Genomic DNA, 18,092 nt, shown 5'->3' with positions numbered 1-18,092 from the left:
CGGTCGGGCTGCTCGCCGCGCCCGATCCGCCTCGGGTCCCGCTGCCCTGGTGTCTCAGCCGAGGTCGCGGCCGAGGACGGTGCACTCGGCGTCGACGTACCCGAGCCGCTCGTAGAAGCCCAGGACCTGCGTGTTGGTCGTGCGCACCATGAGGCGTACCTTGCGCACGCCCTGCGACGCGAGCCACGCCTCCGCGGCGACCACCGCGTCCCGGCCGAGCCCCGAGCCCTGCAGGTCCGGCGCCACCGCGACGTAGTAGATCCAGCCGCGATGCCCGTCGAACCCGGCCATCGCCGTCGCGACGACGGGGCCCGCCCCGCCGCCCGGAGCACCCGAGCGCGCGACGAGGATCGCCGAGGACGGGGCCGTCCGGGCGTCCGCCACGTCCAGGTGCGGGTCGTTCCAGGGCCGCGCGAGGCCGCACGCCTCCCACAGGGCGACGACCTGCTCGACGTCGTCGTCGGTGATCTCCCGGAAGTCGACGCCGCCCACGGAGAACGTCCCGACGACGCCGTCCCGCACCGGCTCGACGGCACCGTCAGGAGCAGCCCGCGCGGGTCCAGGCTCGCCGCCGGCGGGCGCACCCGCGCCGAGGGCGTTCGTCAACCCGACCCCGTCGCGGATGCGGCCCGGAGCCATCAGCGCGGCTGGTAGGGCGAGACGACGACCTCGACGCGCTGGAACTCCTTGAGGTCCGAGTAGCCCGTCGTGGCCATCGCGCGCTTGAGCGCGCCCACGAGGTTGAGGGTGCCGTCAGCCTGGCGGCCCGGGCCGAACAGGATCTCGTCGAGGGAGCCCGCCGTGCCGACGCTCACGCGCTCGCCACGGGGAAGCTGCGGGTGGTGGGCCTCGGAGCCCCAGTGCCAGCCCTTGCCCGGGGCCTCGGTGGCACGCGCCAGCGCGGCGCCGAGCATCACGGCGTCCGCGCCGCACGCGACGGCCTTGACCAGGTCGCCCGAACGCCCCACGCCGCCGTCCGCGATGACGTGCACGTAACGGCCACCCGACTCGTCCAGGTAGTCGCGACGCGCGGCCGCGACGTCCGCGACAGCCGTCGCCATGGGCGCGTGGATGCCGAGGCTCACACGCGTGGTGTGCGCCGCGCCGCCACCGAAGCCGACGAGGACGCCCGCAGCTCCCGTGCGCATCAGGTGCAGGGCCGCGGTGTAGGTCGAGGCCCCTCCCACGATGACCGGGACGTCGAGCTCGTAGATGAAGCGCTTGAGGTTGAGCGGCTCCGCGTTGCCCGACACGTGCTCGGCCGAGACCGTGGTGCCACGGATGACGAACAGGTCGACCCCGGCGTCCACGACCGTCTTGTAGAACTCCTGCGTGCGCTGCGGCGACAGGGCGCCCGCGACCGTGACGCCGGACTCCCGGATCTCCTTGAGGCGCTGGGTGATCAGCTCGGCCTTGATCGGCTCGGCGTACACCTCCTGCATGCGACGCGTCGCGCTCACGGCGTCGAGCGTCGCGATCTCCGCGAGGATCGGCTCCGGGTTCTCGTACCGCGTCCACAGGCCCTCGAGGTCCAGCACGCCCAGGCCGCCCGCGTTGCCCAGGGCGACCGCGGTCGCCGGGCTCATCACGGAGTCCATGGGGGCCGCCAGGATCGGCAGGTCGAAGTGGTAGGCGTCGATCTGCCACCCGACCGACACGTCCTCCGGGTCACGCGTACGCCGGGAGGGGACCACGGCGATGTCGTCGAAGGAGAAGGCGCGCCGTCCGCGCTTGCCACGACCGATCTCGATCTCGTTGCTCACCCGACGAGGATACCGGGCCCGGGCAGGGGAACGCCCTCGCGCGCCACGCGGTGGACCGCGACGTCCCAGCAGCGCCGCCCGCCAGGGCTGTGAGGGGCTGTCAGGGCTGTCAGTGGCCGCTGGCATGCTCACCAGCAGAGACCAGGGACGGTCGTGAACGGCGAGGACCGCCGGGCCACCACCCACAGGACGACTGCAAGGAGCACGACGATGAGCTGGACGACCGGACCGCTGCTGGGCTTCGACACCGAGACCACCGGGGTCGACGTCACGAACGACCGCATCGTGACCGCGGCGCTCGTGCGGCGCGTCCCGGGCCGGAGCACCGAGGTCCGGACCTGGCTCGTCGATCCCGGCGTCCCCATCCCCGCGGAGGCGGCCGCGATCCACGGCATCTCGACCGAGCACGCGGTCGCGCACGGGGTGGCCCCGGGACCGGCCCTCGAGGAGATCGCGTCGCTCATCGCCGCGGACCTCGCGATCGGCGTGCCGGTCGTCGCGTTCAACGCGGCGTTCGACCTGTCCCTGCTCGACGCCGAGCTCGCACGCCACGCGCTGCCGACCCTGGGCGAACGGCTGGGGCGCGAGGTCACGCCCGTGATCGACCCGCTCGTGCTCGACCGCTCGCTCGACCGCTTCCGCAAGGGGAAGCGCAAGCTCGGCGACCTGTGCGTGCACTACGGCGTGACCGACGGCGGCAACCTCCACACCGCGGACGTCGACGTCCTCGCGACGCTCGACGTGCTCGAGGCCATGACCCGCGTCTTCCCCGAGCTCGCCGAACGGGACCTCGACTCGCTGCACCGCCACCAGATCACGGCTCACCGGGCCTGGGCGGAGAACTTCAACACGTGGCGCGCCGGGCAGGGGTACGTCGGCGCGGGGGCCAGCACCGCCTGGCCGTCCTGAGCCACGGTCGTCGGACCGCAAAACCTCATAGAACATATGGGCCGCTCGTGATGATCCCGTGAAGTCCCGCCGAGCCCACGGGATCGACGCGCTGTTATCTCATCCATGAGTTATCGTCGGCTCATGACCATGGTCGACGAAGCACCCCAGCACCTCGCACAGGTCGCCGCCCTCATCCGCGGCGCACGCCAGAACAAGGGCCTCACCCAGGCCCAGCTCGCCGAGCGCCTCGGGACGAGCCAGAGCGCGATCCACCGGATCGAGCAGGGCTCGCAGAACGTGAGCCTCGACATGCTCGCCCGGATCAGCGCCGCGCTCGACTCGGAGATCATCTCGTTCGGAGCCCCCAAGCACTCCCACCTGCGGGTCAGCGGCGGCCACGTGCTCTCGGGCCGCATCGAGGTCAACTCCTCGAAGAACGGCGCTGTCGCCCTGCTGTGCGCGTCGCTCCTCAACCGCGGGCGCACCACGTTGCGCCGCGTCGCCCGCATCGTGGAGGTCGACCGCATCGTCGACGTCCTGCGCAGCATCGGCGTGCAGGCCACGTGGTCCGCCGACGGTCGCGACCTCGAGATCATCGTGCCCGAGCAGCTCGACCTCGCCTCGATCGACGTCGACGCAGCCCGCCGCACCCGGTCGATCATCATGTTCCTCGGCCCGCTGCTCGGTCTCCAGGACGAGTTCTCGCTCCCCTACGCGGGCGGCTGCGACCTGGGCACCCGGACCGTCGAGCCCCACATGATCGCGCTGCGCCCGTTCGGGCTGTCGGTCACCGCGGCCTCGGGCAACTACGAGGCGGTCGTCGCGACCCCAGGCGCCCAGGACCTCAGCGTCGTGCTGACCGAGCGCGGCGACACCGTCACGGAGAACGCGATCATGGCCGCCGCGTCTCGCGACGGCGTGACGACGATCCGGAACGCGAGCCCCAACTACATGGTCCAGGACCTCTGCTTCTACCTGGAGCTCCTGGGCGTGCGCATCGAGGGCATCGGCACCACGACGCTGCGCATCCACGGACGCACCGACATCGACGCCGACGTCGAGTACGCGGTGTCCGAGGACCCCGTCGAGGCCATGAGCCTCCTGACCGCCGGCATCGTCACGGGCTCCGAGATCACGGTCGCGCGGGTGCCGATCGAGTTCATGGAGATCGAGCTCGCGACGCTGTCCGAGATGGGCCTGCGCTACTCGCTCTCCCCCGAGTACCTGGCCCTCAACGGCCGCACCCGCCTGGTCGACGTCACCGTCCACCCGAGCGAGCTGCACGCGCCGATCGACAAGATCCACCCCATGCCGTTCCCGGGGCTCAACATCGACAACCTGCCGTTCTTCGCCGTCATCGCGGCGTGCGCGAGCGGGCACACCCTCATCCACGACTGGGTGTACGAGGGACGCGCGATCCACCTGACGGACCTCACGCGCCTCGGCGCCGACGTCCGGCTGCTCGACTCGCACCGGCTCGACATCACGGGCCCGACCCACTGGTCGGGCGCCGAGGTGAGCTGCCCGCCGGCGCTGCGGCCCGCCGTCGTGATCCTGCTCGCGATGCTCGCCGCGAAGGGCACCTCGGTGCTGCGCAACGTCGACATCATCTCGCGCGGCTACGAGCAGCTCCAGGCGCGGCTCATCGAGCTCGGCGCGCGGAGCGCGCCGGCCCGCGCCGCACCTCGCCGGCGCGGCACGACCGGCGGGGCGCGCCCCCCGCGCGGGTCGCGCCCGTCCTGTCGTCTCGTCCCGCGCCCGGGTCCTGCCGGGCCGCGAGGTCAGCGCCCCGTGTAGTTGGGTGCCTCGACCGTCATCTGGATGTCGTGCGGGTGCGACTCCTTGAGCCCGGCCGGCGTGATGCGCACGAACTTGCCGCGCTCCTGGAGCTGCGGGATGGTGTGCGCGCCGACGTAGAACATCGACTGGTGCAGGCCGCCGACGAGCTGGTGCGCGACGGCACCGAGCGGGCCACGGTAGGGCACCTGTCCCTCGATGCCCTCGGGGACGATCTTGTCGTCGCTCGCGACGTCTGCCTGGAAGTAGCGGTCCTTGGAGTAGGACACCTTCTTGCCGCGCGAGGCCATGGCCCCGATCGAGCCCATGCCGCGGTAGAGCTTGTACTGCTTGCCGTTGACGAACACGAGGTCGCCGGGGCTCTCGTCGCAGCCTGCGAGGAGCGAGCCGAGCATGACCGTGTCCGCGCCCGCGACGAGCGCCTTCGCGATGTCGCCCGAGTACTGCAGGCCGCCGTCGCCGATGACCGGGACACCGGCCGGGCGGCACGCGAGCGAGGCCTCGTAGATCGCGGTGACCTGCGGTACGCCGACGCCCGCGACGACGCGGGTCGTGCAGATCGAGCCCGGTCCGACACCGACCTTGACGCCGTCCGCCCCGGCGTCGACGAGCGCCTGCGCGCCCGCGCGGGTCGCGACGTTGCCGCCGACGACCTGGACGTCCTTGAACGCCGGGTCCGCCTTGAGCTTGCGGATCATGTCGAGCAGGAGGCGTGCGTGGCCGTTCGCGGTGTCGGCGACCAGGACGTCCACGCCGGCCTCGGCGAGCGCGGTCGCACGGGTCCACGCGTCGCCGAAGAACCCGATCGCGGCGCCCACGCGCAGGCGACCCTCGCCGTCCTTGGTCGCGCCGGGGTACTGCTCGGTCTTGACGAAGTCCTTGACCGTGATGAGACCGCCCAAGCGCCCCTCGGCGTCGATGAGCGGGAGCTTCTCGATCTTGTGCTTGGCCAGGAGCGCGGCGGCGTCGTCGCGCGCGATGCCGATCGGAGCCGTCACGAGGGGCATGGGCGTCATGATCTCGAACACGCGCCGCTCGGCGAAGTCCGCGGGGTTGACGAACCGCAGGTCCCTGTTCGTGATGATGCCGACGAGCGTGCCGTCAGGCTCGACGACGGGCAGACCGGACACCCGGTACTGGCCGCACAGCGCGTCGAGCTCGGCGAGCGTGGCCTCGGGGCCGACCGTGACCGGATCGGTGATCATGCCGGACTCGGACCGCTTGACGAGGTCGACCTCCTTGGCCTGCGCCTCGATCGACAGGTTGCGGTGGATGATGCCGATACCACCCTGACGGGCCATCGCGATCGCCATGCGCGACTCGGTCACGGTGTCCATCGCGGCCGAGAGCAGCGGTGCGGACATGGTGATCTCGCGCGTCAGCCGGGCGGTCGTGTCGACCTCGCTCGGGATGACGTCCGTCTCGTTCGGGAGCAGGAGGACGTCGTCGTACGTCAGTCCGGTGAAGCCGAAGGGGTCGTGTGCGGGGGCTGCGAGAGAGTCGGTCACATCAAGATTCTACGCTCAGGCCCTCCTGCATATTCCCGGCCGTCCCGCCACCGGGACGGCCGGGTGATGGCCAGGAGCCTGCGCGTGGCGCAGGTCACCGCACGACGGCGAGGGCCTCGTGGAGCAACCCGGTGAAGCTGCGCACGCGCTGGACGGTCGAGGCGTAGGGCAGGCTCGCCGCGGCCTCGTCGTTCGCGAGACCCACGAAGATCGGCAGGTCCGGGTTGGCCTCGTGCAACGTGTGCACGACGTCGAGCACGGGCCTGGGCTGCATGGTGACCACCGCGATGGCCGCGGGGCGGACCATGGTGACCAGCTCGAGCGAGCGGTGCGCCGTGGCCGAGCCCGTGACGATGCGCGCCATGGCCCCCTGGGCGCCGAGCGCCGCGGCCAAGGCGTGCGCCGCGAGCGGCACCTGCTCCCCCGGGGCGGCGAAGATCAGGACGATCCGGCGCATGCGGCTCGGGTGGTTGGGCGGCGGACCGCCTCCCGCGACGAGCGCCTCCTCGGACGCGTGCGTGTACTCGCGCAGGGCGGCGAGCGTCGCGTTGGAGAACACGACCTCGGGCATCTCGCCGGGCGACGCGAGGAACGTCCGCTCGGCGATGCGGTGCAGCGCCGGCTCGACGAGCGTCGACCACCAGTGGCCGGGGTCGGCGCCGGGGGCGATGCGCAGCAGCTGGTCGCACTTCTTCTGGTCGAAGGCGATGGCGGCGTCCACGACGTCGGACACGCTCGTCGGGCGCGGAGCACCGAGACGCACGGGCTCGTCGTCGGACGCCCGTGGCACGGCGCGCAGGAGCCGCACCCCTCCGGACGGGGTCTCGGCCGCCGGGGAGGGGGCTGCACCCGGCTCGGGGTCGCCGTCGCCGTCGTCGGAACGTTCGGCGCCGTCGGCGTCGTCGGCGTCGTCGCTGTCCCCGACCTCGATCTCGAGGGCCAGCTCGGCCTCGTCGGCGTCGAGCGCTGCGCGCGCGGCGTCGACCGGGGCGACCCCCTCGAGTGTCAGGCGACGCATGATGACGAGCCGTGCGACGTCGTCGGCGGTGTACCGCCGGTGGGAACCGGCGGTGTGCTCGGAGGGCCCGAGACCGTACCGACGGTCCCAGGTGCGGAGGGTGGCCGGGGCGACGCCCAGCCTCTTGGCGACGGCCGCGACGGCGAGAGCTGGTGCCTCGGTCGCCTTCCGTCGGGGCCCGCCGGGGTTCGGGGCGGACCGGAGTGAAGTCATGCACCCGATTCTGCCGACCGGTCCAGCCGCTCGCCACTTCGGACGCGGCGTGTCTCAGTCCGTGATGACCGGATCGGCTGAATCACTCCTGAAACGAGTGCGGTTCGCGCCACTCCGGACGCAAATCGATGCAGACCACCAAGAACCGGTTCATGAAGTTGCCCACCTCAGCCACTTGAACAACTTCTGCAACGCTTGTAGGTTGTGCTCCATGACAGAGATCTCGAGGCTCCCCGGACCGGTCATGGAACTGTGGGAATGGCAGTACCAGGGCTCGTGCCGTGACCAGGACGACACCCTGTTCTTCCACCCGGAGGGCGAGCGAGGCTCGACCCGACGACGACGCGCCGAAGCGGCCAAGGCGATCTGCGCCTCGTGCCCGGTGATGATGCAGTGCCGCGAGCAGTCGCTCAAGGTCCGCGAGCCCTACGGGGTCTGGGGCGGCCTCAGCGAGGACGAGCGCGCCGCGATCCTGGCCGGCGTCGCGAAGACCGGCTGACCTTCCGGCCCGCAGGCCTGCGGGCCCCCGCCCGCGCAGCACCCGGCACCACCCCGTATCACCGCACCCACCACCCGTCCCCGGCGCCCGCGCCGGCCTCGAGATCCCGCCGGCACCGGACAGACGAAGGGCCCCGCAACCCAGAGGTTGCGGGGCCCTTCGTCACCAGCAGAGCTGCTGGACGTCAGCCTGTGATCAGAAGATCAGGAGACGACCACGGCGAGGATGTCGCGCGCGGAGAGCACCAGGTACTCCTGGCCCCCGTACTTGACCTCGGTGCCGCCGTACTTGCTGTAGATGACCTTGTCGCCGACGACGACGTCCAGCGGGACGCGGTTGCCGTTGTCGTCGATACGACCCGGACCAACGGCCAGGACCTCGCCCTCCTGGGGCTTCTCCTTGGCGGTGTCCGGAATGACCAGGCCGGATGCGGTCGTGGTCTCGGCCTCGAGGGCCTTCACGACGATCCGGTCCTCGAGCGGCTTGATGGGGACCGACACGTCGGACCTCCGTTTCGCTGTGAGAACTGCAACGGGTAGGTGTCGAGCGCTGCCTGCCGTCCGTCGTCGCGGGTGCCGGACCGGCGGGTGTCGCTCTTGTCGCCCTCACCCGAGGGTGTGGACGACCTACGCTCAATCTAGGTCCGCATTAGCACTCGGTCAAGGCGAGTGCCAACGAGCACCGGGCGTGGAAAGATCGATGCATGGACGCGTCGGCACTGACCAAGCTGCTCAGCCCCGCGGGATGGTCGCTCCTCAGCGCGCTCCCGCCCTACGACGAGCGCCAGGCCATGGTGCTCGCGACCGGCCTGCGCGCCCAGGGCGTCGACCCCGAGCTCGCCGCGGCGGCCCTCACCCAGTCCCGCCTGCGCGCCAAGGCGCACCTCAAGTTCGACGCGTTCGCCGACGGAATGCTCTTCACCCAGGACGGCCTCGAGCAGGCGACCCGGCTCGTGGTCGCGGCCCACCACGCGCAGCGCTACCACGCGGCAGGGGTCACCAAGGTCGCCGACCTGACGTGCGGCATCGGCGCGGACTCCATGACCTTCGCCGGGACCGGCCTCCAGGTCCTCGCGACCGACATCGACGAGGTCACCGCCTCGATCGCGACGGTCAACCTGCGCCACTTCCCCGAGGCCGAGGTCCGCCACGCCGACGGCCTGAGCATCGACCTCGTCGCCGAGGGCGTCGACGGCGTGTTCGCCGACCCGGCCCGGCGCACGCGTTCGGGCACCCGCATCTTCGACCCGCGCTCGTACGCTCCCCCACTCGACGACGTGTGGGCGTTGCGCTCGGTCGTGCCCGCGGTCGGGATCAAGGTCGGCCCGGGCATCCCGCACGCCGGCCTGCCCACCGACGCGGAGACCCAGTGGGTCTCGGTCGACGGCGACGTCGTCGAGGCCGCGCTGTGGTTCGGCCCCCTGGCCCCTGACGGCCCCGGGCGCACGGCCCTCGTGCTGCGCACCACGACCGACGCGGACGGCAACCACCGCACCGTGTCGCGCACCCTGCGCCACGACCAGGGCGACGACGAGCCCGTGCCGGACGTCGGCGCCGTCGGGCACTACCTGTACGAGCCCGACGGCGCGATCATCCGGGCCGGGCTCGTGGCCCACGCCGCCGAGGAGCTCGGCGGTCGGCAGCTGGACCGGACCATCGCGTACGTCACGACGGACCACCCCGCGCCGCGCGCGGTCGTGGGCAGCGCCGACAGTGCTGATCTTGCGACCGGGTACCGCGTCCTGGACGTCATGCCCTTCAGTCTCAAGAAGCTCAAGGCGTACCTGCGCGAGCGGGGCGTCGGGCGGCTGACCATCAAGAAGCGGGGCACGGCCGTCGTGCCGGAGCAGCTCCGCAAGCAGCTCGACCTGCGCGGTACCGCGGAGGCGACCGTCGTCCTGACCCGGGTCGGCGGATCGCAGCAGGTCCTGGTCGTCGAGCCGTTGACCCGGCCCGACGGCACGAGCGTCCTCGACTCCCCCACGCCTCCTGAAAGGGGCTGATCGGTGCACCTTCCCTTCGCCCGGTCCGAACGCTCGTCCGTCGGCATCGAGTGGGAGCTCGCGCTCGTCGACAAGGACTCGGGCGACCTGCGCCAGGTCGCCCAGACCGTGCTGGACGCCGTCGAGCCCACCGACGGGACCCAGCACCCGCACATCCGCCAGGAGCTGCTCCTCAACACGGTCGAGGTCGTGAGCGGCGTGTGCCGCACGGTCGGCGACGCCGGCCGCGACCTCGAGGCCGCGATCGAGGAGATCCGCGTCCTGACCGACCCGCTGCGCGTCGAGCTCATGAGCGCGGGCACGCACCCGTTCGCGCGCTGGGCCCAGCAGAAGGTCACGGACAAGGAGCGCTACGCGACCCTCATCGACCGCACGCAGTGGTGGGGGCGGCAGATGCTCATCTACGGCGTGCACGTGCACGTCGGGATCGAGGACCGCGCCAAGGTGCTGCCCATCTCGCGCGCCATGCTGGGGTACTTCGCGCACCTGCAGTCGCTCTCGGCGTCGTCGCCCTTCTGGGGCGGAAAGGACACGGGATACGCGTCGAACCGTGCGCTCATGTTCCAGCAGCTGCCGACCGCGGGCCTGGGCTTTCAGTTCGAGACGTGGGAGCAGCTCGAGGGCTACGTGGGCGACATGATGCACACGGGCGTGATCGACCAGTTCGACGAGGTCCGCTGGGACCTGCGGCCGTCCCCACGCTTCGGGACGCTCGAGACACGCATCTGCGACGGCGCGACCAACCTGACCGAGGTCCTCGCGCTCGCCGCGCTCAACCACTGCCTGGTCGAGCACCTGTCGACGCTGCTCGACGAGGGCAAGGAGCTCCCCACGATCCCGGCGTGGTTCGCGCAGGAGAACAAGTGGCGGTCGGCGCGCTACGGCATGGACGCGATCATCATCCTCGACCGCGCGGGCAACGAGGAGCTCGTGACCGAAGCCGTGAGCAAGCTGCTCGTCGAGCTCGAGCCGGTCGCCGCGCGCCTCGGGTGCCTCGCCGAGCTCGACGACGTACGCCTCATCCTGCGCCGGGGCGCCTCCTACCAGCGGCAGCGGGCCGTGGCACGGCGCAACGGGGGCGAGCTCGACGCCGTCGTGCGGGCGCTCGTCGCGGAGATGCGGGCGGGCCGCCCGCTCTGACGGTGCCCGACGGCGGAGCGCGGGGCACCGCAGGTCGCCACGTCGCCCGCTCGGGTGGCCCGACCGCGCCTGGGCCACGGCCGTCCCGCAGCGCCCCGCGCGCCGGTCCGGAAATTGCGTTGCCCCTGCTGAGACCATGGGACGCATGGATCCTGCGGACTTCTACACGGGCATCGTCGCCGAGCTCTACGCTCCCCTGAAGTCGGGCTACGAGGATCCGGAGCGTTATGCGCGCTTCGTGCTCGACTCGGGCGAGCCGGCCCTCGAGCTGGGCTGCGGCGACGGGGACCCGCTCCTGGTCCTGCGCTCGCTGGGCCTGGACGTCGAGGGCGTGGACTCGTCGGCCGACATGCTCGGGCGGTGCCGCGAGCTCGCGGCCGTCCAGGGGCTCGACGTGACGCTCCACCACCAGCGCATGGAGTCCCTCGACCTGCCGCACACGTACCGTTCGGTCTTCCTCGCGGGGCCCACGTTCTGCCTCCTGCCCGACGACGACACGGCCCTCGCGGCGCTGCGCGGCATCCGTTCCCACCTGACCGACGACGGGACCGCCCTGGTCCCGCTGTTCGTCCCGTCGCCCACTCCCCCCGACGCGGTGGGCGTCCCCCGCGAGACGACGCGTGAGGACGGCGCCGTCCTGCGGGTCGCGGTCGTGGCCGAGGAGCGCGACGAGCACACGCGGACCCAGCGCAGCGCGCTGCGCTACGAGCGGCTCCTCGACGGCGCGACCACGGTCGAGGAGCGGCTCTGGACGATCCACTGGTACACCCAGGACGGGTTCCGGGCGCTCGCCACGGCTGCGGGCCTGGAGACGGTCGCCGTCCAGGACGAGGACGGGCACCACGCCGCGGCGGACGCCGACGAGTTCACGTTCCTGCTGCGCCCGGCCCGCTGAGGCGCGGCACGCTTCAGCGGGCAGCGCGACGAGAACGGGATCGAGGTCGTCATCGAGGAGATGGCGACCTCGATCCCGTTCTGGGCCGAGCCCGGCCCCGGTTCAGACCGAGACGGTCGTGAGCGGCATCGAGGAGTCGACGGGGATGTCCAGTCCCGACGGCGCCACACCGGCCCGTACGACGGCGGACCCGAGCGCGGCGATCATCGCGCCGTTGTCGGTGCAGTAGCGGATCGGCGGGATCCGCAGGTCGATGCCGGCCTCGGCGCAGCGCTCGGCGGCCATGTCGCGCAGCTGGGAGTTCGCGCTGAAGCCTCCGCCGACCACGAGGGTCTCGACGCCGTGCCGCTGGCAGGCCGCGATGGTCTTGGCCGTGAGGACGTCGGCGACGGCCTCGGCGAACGAGGCAGCGACGTCGTTGAGTGGCACCTCGAGGCCGCTGTCGACCCGGGCCTCGACCCACCGCGCCACCGCGGTCTTGAGCCCCGAGAACGAGAAGTCGTACGCGTGCTTCTCCTGGTCCTTGCGGGCCGTGAGGCCGCGCGGGAACCGGATCGCGGTCGGGTCGCCCTCGCGTGCGAGGCGGTCGATGTGCGGGCCGCCCGGGTACGGCAGGCCGAGGAGGCGGCCGACCTTGTCGAAGGCCTCGCCCGCGGCGTCGTCGAGCGTCGAGCCGAGCTCGGTCACGTCGGTCGCGATGTCGTCGACCAGGAGCAGCGACGAGTGCCCGCCCGAGACCACGAGCGCCATGACGCGCTCGGGGAACTCGCCGTGGACGAGCTCGTCCACGGCGGCGTGGCCGATCACGTGGTTCACGCCGTACAGGGGCTTGTTCAAGCCGATCGAGAGCGCCTTGGCGGCCGAGGCGCCGATCGTGAGCGGGCCCACGAGGCCGGGCCCGGCGGTCACGGCGATCGCGTCGACCTCGGACAGGTCGACGTCGGCCTCGCCGAGCGCGCGCTGGATCGTGGGGATCATCGCCTCGAGGTGGGCGCGCGAGGCGACCTCGGGGATGATGCCGCCGTAGCGGGCGTGCTCGTCCATCGAGCTCGCGACCGCGTCGACGAGGAGCTCGCGACCGCGCACGAGCGCGACGCCCGTCTCGTCGCAGGACGACTCGATCCCGAGGACCAGGGGCGCACCGAGGGTGTCAGAGGAACCGCCAGAAACCATGGTTCCCAGGGTAGTCGCGTGGCGGCGGTCGTCGTGCGCGCCGCGGCGCCGGCCCGGCGAGGCGGTGCCGTGTCCAGCCCCCGGGAGGGCACCCGGGCCCGGATGTGTCGCACGTCACGGCCCCGACCGGGAAGAGTGATTGATCCTTCAACTGTTGACCGAGGCATGAGCACCGAGACCTTCACCCCCATCGACGCCGCCTTCGACGACCTGCTCGAGATCGACGCCTCGACCGCCGACCTCCTGTTCCGCGAGGCTCGGACCGTGCACGCGTTCGAGGACGAGGCGGTGCCCGACGAGAAGATCCAGGCCGCCTACGACCTGGTCCGCTGGGGCCCGACCGCCATGAACACCGTGCCGCTGCGCCTCCTCGTGGTCCGCGACCCCGCGGCCCGTGCGCGCCTCGTCGAGCACATGGCCGACGGCAACAAGGCCAAGACCCTCGCCGCGCCGCTCACGATCGTCGCCGCGGCCGACACCAACTTCCACGAGTACCTCCCGGTCCTCGCCCCGCACATGGAGGGCGCCAAGGAGAACCTCGAGGCGGCCGGCGTCGAGACCCGCGCGGGCATGTCCCGCACGTCCGCGCTGATCCAGGTCGGCTACTTCATCGTGGGCCTGCGTGCTGCCGGTCTGCACGTCGGCCCCATGGGCGGGTTCGACGCTGCCGGCATCGACGCCGAGTTCTTCGGCGAGAACGGCTGGAAGTCGCTCGTCGTCATCAACGTCGGCACCCCGGCCGGCGAGGGCGCGACGTACCCGCGCCAGACGCGCCTCACGTTCGACCAGGCGTCGCAGACCCTCTGAGGTCGCAGCGCCGAAGGCGCTGAGGCACCCCGGGCCTCGCGCGGCGCGGCGTCACCCGTGCTCTGACGCCCCGCTCGTCGCACCCGCCCTGCGCACGACCCCAGACCCGTCCGGTCAGGCCCCCGTGGCCACCGGGCGGGTCTCGTCGTTCGACCACTGCGACCACGACCCCGCGTACAGCGCGGCGTCGACCCCGATCGTCGCGAGGGCCGCGACCTCGTGCGCAGCCGTGACGCCCGAGCCGCAGTACACGCCGACCTGCCGGCTCGCGCCACCCTGCACGCCCAGGCCCGCGAAGCGCTCGCGCAGCGCCGCCTCGTCGAGGAAGCGCCCGTCGGGACCCAGGTTGCCGGTGGTCGGTGCGCTCACCGCGCCCGGTACGTGCCCCGCACGCGGGTCCACGGGCTCGACCTCGCCCCGGAAGCGTTCGCCCGCCCGGGCGTCCAGGAGCAGCCCGTCGCCCGACGACGCCAGGTGCGCCGCGTCGTCGGGCGTGAGCATGGGGAGCGCACCCTGGGACAGCACGACGTCGCCCGGGACCGGGAGCACCTCCCCCGTGTCGAGGGCGAGGCCCGCGCCCGTCCAGGCGCCGAGGCCGCCGTCGAGCAGGCGGACGTCCGCGAGACCGGCCCAGCGCAGCAGCCACCAGGCGCGCGCGGCCGACGTGGCCCCCACGGCGTCGTACGCGACCACGCGCGACCCCGCACGCAGGCCCCAGCGGCGAGCCGCCGCCTGGAGGTCGGCGAGGTCCGGCAGCGGGTGACGACCTCGCGCGGGCGACGGTGGCGCCGCGAGCTCGGTCTCGAGGTCCACGAACACCGCACCCGGCAGGTGCCCCGCGAGGTACTGCTCGTGGCCGTCGGTCACGCCGAGCGCCCAGCGGACGTCGAGCAGGACCAGGTCCCCCGTGCCCGCGGCGAGCTCGTCGCGCAGCGCCCGCGCCGAGACGAGCACCGCGTCCCGAGCGCTCACGCGACGCCCGGCTCGTCGGGCAGCACGTCGCCCTCCCTGCCCGCAGGGACAGGTGCGGTGGCGTCGTCGGTCAGCTCGAGACGCATGGTGTAGGCGTCGACGTCCTCGGGCTGGTAGTACCGCTTGCGGATACCGAGCTGCTCGAACCCGAACTTCCCGTACATGGCCAGCGCCGCGTCGTTGTCGACCGCGACCTCCAGCAGGACGGCGCTCGCACCGACCTGGCGAGAACGGTCGATCAGCGCCGTCAGGAGCACCGACCCGATGCCGAGGTGGTGGTACTGCGGGTCCACCCCGATCGTCATGACCTGCGTGACGTCACCGTCGAACCACAGCCCCGCGTAGCCGACGAGCTCCTGCGGACCGGCCGCGTAGATCCGGACGGGCTCGGCCGCGACGTACCAACGACCCAGCGCGCCGAGCTCCTCGGCCAGCATCCCGTACGTCCAGGCGCTCGGGCCGAACAGCTCCTGCTCCAGACGCACGACGCGCGGCAGGTCCGCCGCGCGCAGCGGCCGCAGCTTGACCTCGTAGTGCGCGCTCACGCCCCGCTCGCCTTCCGGTCCGCCGGGAGCGCGTCGGTCGCGCGCTTGCGGGCCGCGGGCTCCTGGACGTCGGGGCGGCGCAGGTACAACGGCTCGGTGGGCTGCTCGTCTCCCGCGTCGCGTCGCGCGATCGCGAGCCGCGCCAGCACGACCGCGTCGGGGACGAGCGGGGCGTCCTCGGCGAGCGGCAGGTGATCGGGGTAGAGCACGGCGCCCTCGCCCACGACCACGGCGCCCTCCACCTGGTCGGCCAGTCCGGCGGCCGGACCGACGTCCGGTCCGGCGACGAGCTCGACCACCGGCGTCGCGTGCGGCCCCTCGTGCGCCACGACGCGGTAGCGCGCCCAGTAGACCTCCCGCCGGCGCGCGTCGGCCGTCGCGAGGACCTCCTCGCCCGGGGTCAGCCCCAGGTCGCTCACGGCCTGCGCGGCGATCGCGTCGAGCCCCGAGACGCCGAACGCCGGGATGCCGAGCGACAGCGCGAGCGTGCGCGCCGTGACCAGCCCGACCCGCAGGCCCGTGAAGGGAGCGGGCCCCGTGCCCGCGACGACGGCCGTCAGCGCGGTGCGGTCCACCCCGGCCTCGGCGAGCACCTCGCTGATCAGCGGGGCCAGGGTCTCGGCGTGCCGACGGCGCTCGTCCGCAGAGCGCACAGCGAGCCGTTCACCGCCGTCCCCGACGAGGGCGACCGCGACGGCGGCTGACGTATCGAGCGCGAGAACTGCCACTGTCCCAGCCTACTGATCCGCGGGCCGGTGCGCGGCCAGGTCCTGGGCCGAGCCGCCGGCGGCCGGGTCCGCTGCGGCGTGCTCCGCAGCGGCCTCGACCGCCGCACGCAGCCCGTCGGCGAGGCCGGCGACCTCGACCCACCGGTCGCCCAGGGCTCGCACGGTCACGTGCCGGACGCCGGCCTCGGGCGACTCGTGCTCGTCGTCCGGGTCGACCGGCTCGTCGGTCTCGCCGGACCGGGGCGCCTCGTCCGTGGCAGACGTGTCGACACCACCCCGCGGGCGCTCGATCGTGATCTCCAGGCGGTCCTCCGCGAGCGACTCCACGAGGTCCTGCCCCCACTCGACGACCGTGACCGACTCGTCGAGGCTCGCGTCGAGGTCGAGGGCCTCCACCTCGTCGAGCGAGCCGAGCCGGTAGGCGTCGACGTGGACCAGGTACGGGCCGTCCGCGAGCGGCGGGTGGACCCGCGCGATGATGAAGGTCGGCGACGCGACCTGACCGCGCACCCCCAGCCCCGTGCCGATGCCCTGGGTCAGGGTCGTCTTGCCCGCGCCCAGGTCGCCCGTGAGCATCACGAGGTCGCCCGCGCGCAGCTCGCGCGCCAGGGCCAGACCGAACGCGCGGGTCGCGTCCGCGTCGGGCAGGTCGAAGGTCAGATCGGTCATGACAGCCACTCCTGGTCGTCGTGCGTGCGCTCACGCAGCGTGTGGTCCTGTGCGCGGTCCGCCCGCGCCGGGGCGGGCCTCCCGAGGGTGGCGTCACCGCCCGAGGTGAGCTCCGCCGTCGGGCCCGACGCGCCGCCGTCCCGGTAGACGCGCGGGACGCGCGCGCCCAGGCGCGTCGTGATCTCGTAGCTGATGGTCCCGGCGGCCAGCGCCCAGTCCTCCGCGGTCGGGGCCCCGCCGCGCGCGAGGCCCGCGCCGGGACCGAAGAGCGTCACGACGTCGCCCGCCTGCTCGGCGGCGTAGGGTCCCAGGTCCAGCACGAACTGGTCCATGCAGACCCGCCCCGCGACGTGCAGGACGCGGCCCGTGCCGTCGATCCCGCCCGCCTCGTCGACCGGGCCGCCGACCAGCACCGGACCGCCCGGACGCTCGGGCAGGGCGCCCGACGCGTGCCGCGGGATGCCGTCCGCATACCCGAGGGGCACCACACCGAGGACCGTCGCCTGCGACGTCGTGTAGGCGTGCGCGTACGACACGCCCTGGCCCTCCGGGACGCGCTTGACCGTCGCGAGCTCGGCCTCGAGCGTCATGGCCGGGATCAGACCGAAGTCGTCGGGCGTCCCGAGCTGCGGGACCGGCGACAGACCGTAGACGGCGAGGCCCGGACGCACGAGGTCGTAGTGCACGCTCGGGTTCGTCAGGGTCGCCGCGGAGTTCGCGAGGTGGCGCACCTCGAACCGGGCGCCCGCGCCCTCGGCCGTGCGGACCGCCTCGTCGAAGACCTCGACCTGGTGCAGGACCGTCGGGTGCTCGGGCTCGTCCGCGAACGCGAAGTGGGACCAGATCCCGACGACGCTCAGCACTCCCGCCGACTCGGCCCGCAGCGCCGCGTCGAGCGCTGCCGGGAGCTGGTCCGGCATGATCCCGTTGCGTCCCAGACCCGTGTCGATCTTGAGGTGCACGCGGGCCGGGCGCCCGGCCGCGCGGGCCGCGTCGGCGACCTCCTCGACGGCCCACACCGAGGCGACCGAGACGTCGATCTCGGCCTCGACCAGCGCCCGGAGCGGAGCGCCCGGTGCGTAGAGCCACGTGAGGACCCGCGCCTGGTCCGGGCCGATGCCGGCGGCACGCAGCGCGAGCGCCTCGGAGACCTGGGCCGTGCCGAGCCACGTCGCACCGCCCGCGAGCGCCGCGCGGGCGCTCGGCAGCAGGCCGTGACCGTATGCGTCGGCCTTGACGACCGCCATGACCTGCGCGGTGCTCGCACGGGACGCGAGCGCCTCGACGTTCGAGCGGATCGCGCCCAGGTCGATCACCGCACGCGCAGGGAAGTAGTCGGCGGGGTGCGGGGTACCGGCCGCCGTGAGAGGGGTGAAGTCGTCCGCGGATCCGTGCCTGGGGTCGCTGAAGGGGCTCACGGTCACCGATTCTCTCACCGGTTCCTTCACCCGCCTGCGGTGGCACCCGCCGAC

18 protein-coding genes are annotated in these 18,092 nt (G+C 72.9%); 7 read left to right on the top strand and 11 right to left on the bottom strand.

Going from position 1 to position 18,092, the window contains the following annotated elements; genetic code table 11:
• Window positions 1-54: 54 nt before the first annotated feature.
• On the bottom strand, window positions 55-639 hold the full coding sequence (locus tag WFH32_RS12395) for a GNAT family acetyltransferase (RefSeq protein WP_191795941.1): 585 nt from the start codon (window positions 637-639) through the stop codon (window positions 55-57).
• Entirely contained in the window at window positions 639-1,763 is a 1,125-nt protein-coding gene (locus tag WFH32_RS12390; RefSeq protein WP_138825476.1) for a GuaB3 family IMP dehydrogenase-related protein, read from the bottom strand. Before WFH32_RS12390 ends, WFH32_RS12395 begins: the two co-directional genes overlap by 1 nt.
• 210 nt (window positions 1,764-1,973) lie before the next feature.
• Between WFH32_RS12390 and WFH32_RS12385 the strand changes: the two genes are divergently transcribed.
• Window positions 1,974-2,672, top strand: coding sequence for an exonuclease domain-containing protein (locus WFH32_RS12385; protein ID WP_191795940.1), 699 nt, complete (start codon window positions 1,974-1,976; stop codon window positions 2,670-2,672).
• 129 nt (window positions 2,673-2,801) lie between these two features.
• Window positions 2,802-4,451, top strand: coding sequence for a UDP-N-acetylglucosamine 1-carboxyvinyltransferase (locus WFH32_RS12380; RefSeq protein ID WP_442946335.1), 1,650 nt, complete (start codon window positions 2,802-2,804; stop codon window positions 4,449-4,451).
• Here WFH32_RS12380 and guaB read toward each other — a convergent pair.
• Window positions 4,436-5,959, bottom strand: coding sequence for an IMP dehydrogenase (gene guaB, locus WFH32_RS12375; RefSeq protein WP_191795939.1), 1,524 nt, complete (start codon window positions 5,957-5,959; stop codon window positions 4,436-4,438). The two genes, WFH32_RS12380 and guaB, sit on opposite strands and share 16 nt — an antisense overlap.
• A gap of 94 nt (window positions 5,960-6,053) precedes the next feature.
• Window positions 6,054-7,190: a MerR family transcriptional regulator gene (locus tag WFH32_RS12370; protein WP_336707655.1), complete on the bottom strand. Its 1,137-nt coding sequence runs from the start codon at window positions 7,188-7,190 to the stop codon at window positions 6,054-6,056.
• Window positions 7,191-7,401: 211 nt separating this feature from the next.
• On the opposite strand from WFH32_RS12370, the gene WFH32_RS12365 reads away from it, so the two are divergent.
• Window positions 7,402-7,689, top strand: a complete 288-nt coding sequence (locus WFH32_RS12365; protein ID WP_030151886.1) for a WhiB family transcriptional regulator — start codon at window positions 7,402-7,404, stop codon at window positions 7,687-7,689.
• 203 nt (window positions 7,690-7,892) lie between these two features.
• Here the strand turns inward: WFH32_RS12365 and groES are convergent, their stop codons facing one another.
• On the bottom strand, window positions 7,893-8,189 hold the full coding sequence (gene groES / locus WFH32_RS12360) for a co-chaperone GroES (protein WP_030151887.1): 297 nt from the start codon (window positions 8,187-8,189) through the stop codon (window positions 7,893-7,895).
• A 203-nt stretch (window positions 8,190-8,392) separates the two neighbouring features.
• Between groES and WFH32_RS12355 the strand changes: the two genes are divergently transcribed.
• The 3 genes from WFH32_RS12355 to WFH32_RS12345 all read left to right on the top strand — a co-directional run bounded on the left by WFH32_RS12355 (window position 8,393) and on the right by WFH32_RS12345 (window position 11,726).
• Window positions 8,393-9,691, top strand: a complete 1,299-nt coding sequence (locus WFH32_RS12355) for a class I SAM-dependent methyltransferase (protein ID WP_336707654.1) — start codon at window positions 8,393-8,395, stop codon at window positions 9,689-9,691.
• A gap of 3 nt (window positions 9,692-9,694) precedes the next feature.
• Entirely contained in the window at window positions 9,695-10,831 is a 1,137-nt protein-coding gene (locus WFH32_RS12350; protein ID WP_138825488.1) for a glutamate--cysteine ligase, read from the top strand.
• Window positions 10,832-10,976: 145 nt separating this feature from the next.
• On the top strand, window positions 10,977-11,726 hold the full coding sequence (locus WFH32_RS12345; RefSeq protein ID WP_191795936.1) for a class I SAM-dependent methyltransferase: 750 nt from the start codon (window positions 10,977-10,979) through the stop codon (window positions 11,724-11,726).
• Window positions 11,727-11,828: 102 nt separating this feature from the next.
• Here WFH32_RS12345 and tsaD read toward each other — a convergent pair whose 3' ends face one another.
• Window positions 11,829-12,899, bottom strand: a complete 1,071-nt coding sequence (gene tsaD, locus WFH32_RS12340; protein WP_191795935.1) for a tRNA (adenosine(37)-N6)-threonylcarbamoyltransferase complex transferase subunit TsaD — start codon at window positions 12,897-12,899, stop codon at window positions 11,829-11,831.
• Between the two features lie 165 nt (window positions 12,900-13,064).
• On the opposite strand from tsaD, the gene WFH32_RS12335 reads away from it, so the two are divergent.
• A complete protein-coding gene (locus WFH32_RS12335; protein ID WP_191795934.1) occupies window positions 13,065-13,706 on the top strand; it encodes a malonic semialdehyde reductase in 642 nt (213 codons plus the stop codon).
• A 114-nt stretch (window positions 13,707-13,820) separates the two neighbouring features.
• On the opposite strand, the gene WFH32_RS12330 is transcribed toward WFH32_RS12335, so the two are convergent.
• From WFH32_RS12330 to alr, 5 genes are read right to left on the bottom strand one after another with little or no spacing between them, the layout of a single operon-like run.
• Window positions 13,821-14,678, bottom strand: a complete 858-nt coding sequence (locus WFH32_RS12330; RefSeq protein ID WP_442946334.1) for a sulfurtransferase — start codon at window positions 14,676-14,678, stop codon at window positions 13,821-13,823.
• A complete protein-coding gene (gene rimI / locus WFH32_RS12325; RefSeq protein WP_191795932.1) occupies window positions 14,675-15,223 on the bottom strand; it encodes a ribosomal protein S18-alanine N-acetyltransferase in 549 nt (182 codons plus the stop codon). The genes WFH32_RS12330 and rimI overlap by 4 nt, the downstream gene beginning before the upstream one ends.
• A complete protein-coding gene (gene tsaB / locus WFH32_RS12320; RefSeq protein WP_191795931.1) occupies window positions 15,220-15,951 on the bottom strand; it encodes a tRNA (adenosine(37)-N6)-threonylcarbamoyltransferase complex dimerization subunit type 1 TsaB in 732 nt (243 codons plus the stop codon). The genes rimI and tsaB overlap by 4 nt, the downstream gene beginning before the upstream one ends.
• A 9-nt stretch (window positions 15,952-15,960) precedes the next feature.
• Window positions 15,961-16,620 carry a tRNA (adenosine(37)-N6)-threonylcarbamoyltransferase complex ATPase subunit type 1 TsaE gene (gene tsaE / locus WFH32_RS12315; protein ID WP_191795930.1) on the bottom strand — a complete coding sequence of 220 codons (660 nt, stop codon included), beginning with the start codon at window positions 16,618-16,620 and terminating at the stop codon, window positions 15,961-15,963.
• Window positions 16,617-17,936 (bottom strand): alanine racemase, encoded by a 1,320-nt coding sequence (gene alr, locus WFH32_RS12310; protein WP_336707693.1) that lies wholly within the window; start codon window positions 17,934-17,936, stop codon window positions 16,617-16,619. The genes tsaE and alr overlap by 4 nt, the downstream gene beginning before the upstream one ends.
• Window positions 17,937-18,092 lie beyond the last annotated feature (156 nt).

This window comes from Oerskovia sp. USHLN155, assembly GCF_037145535.1.
Classification (GTDB): Bacteria; Actinomycetota; Actinomycetes; order Actinomycetales; family Cellulomonadaceae; genus Oerskovia; species Oerskovia rustica.
This window is presented reverse-complemented; position numbering and strand designations above follow the sequence as displayed.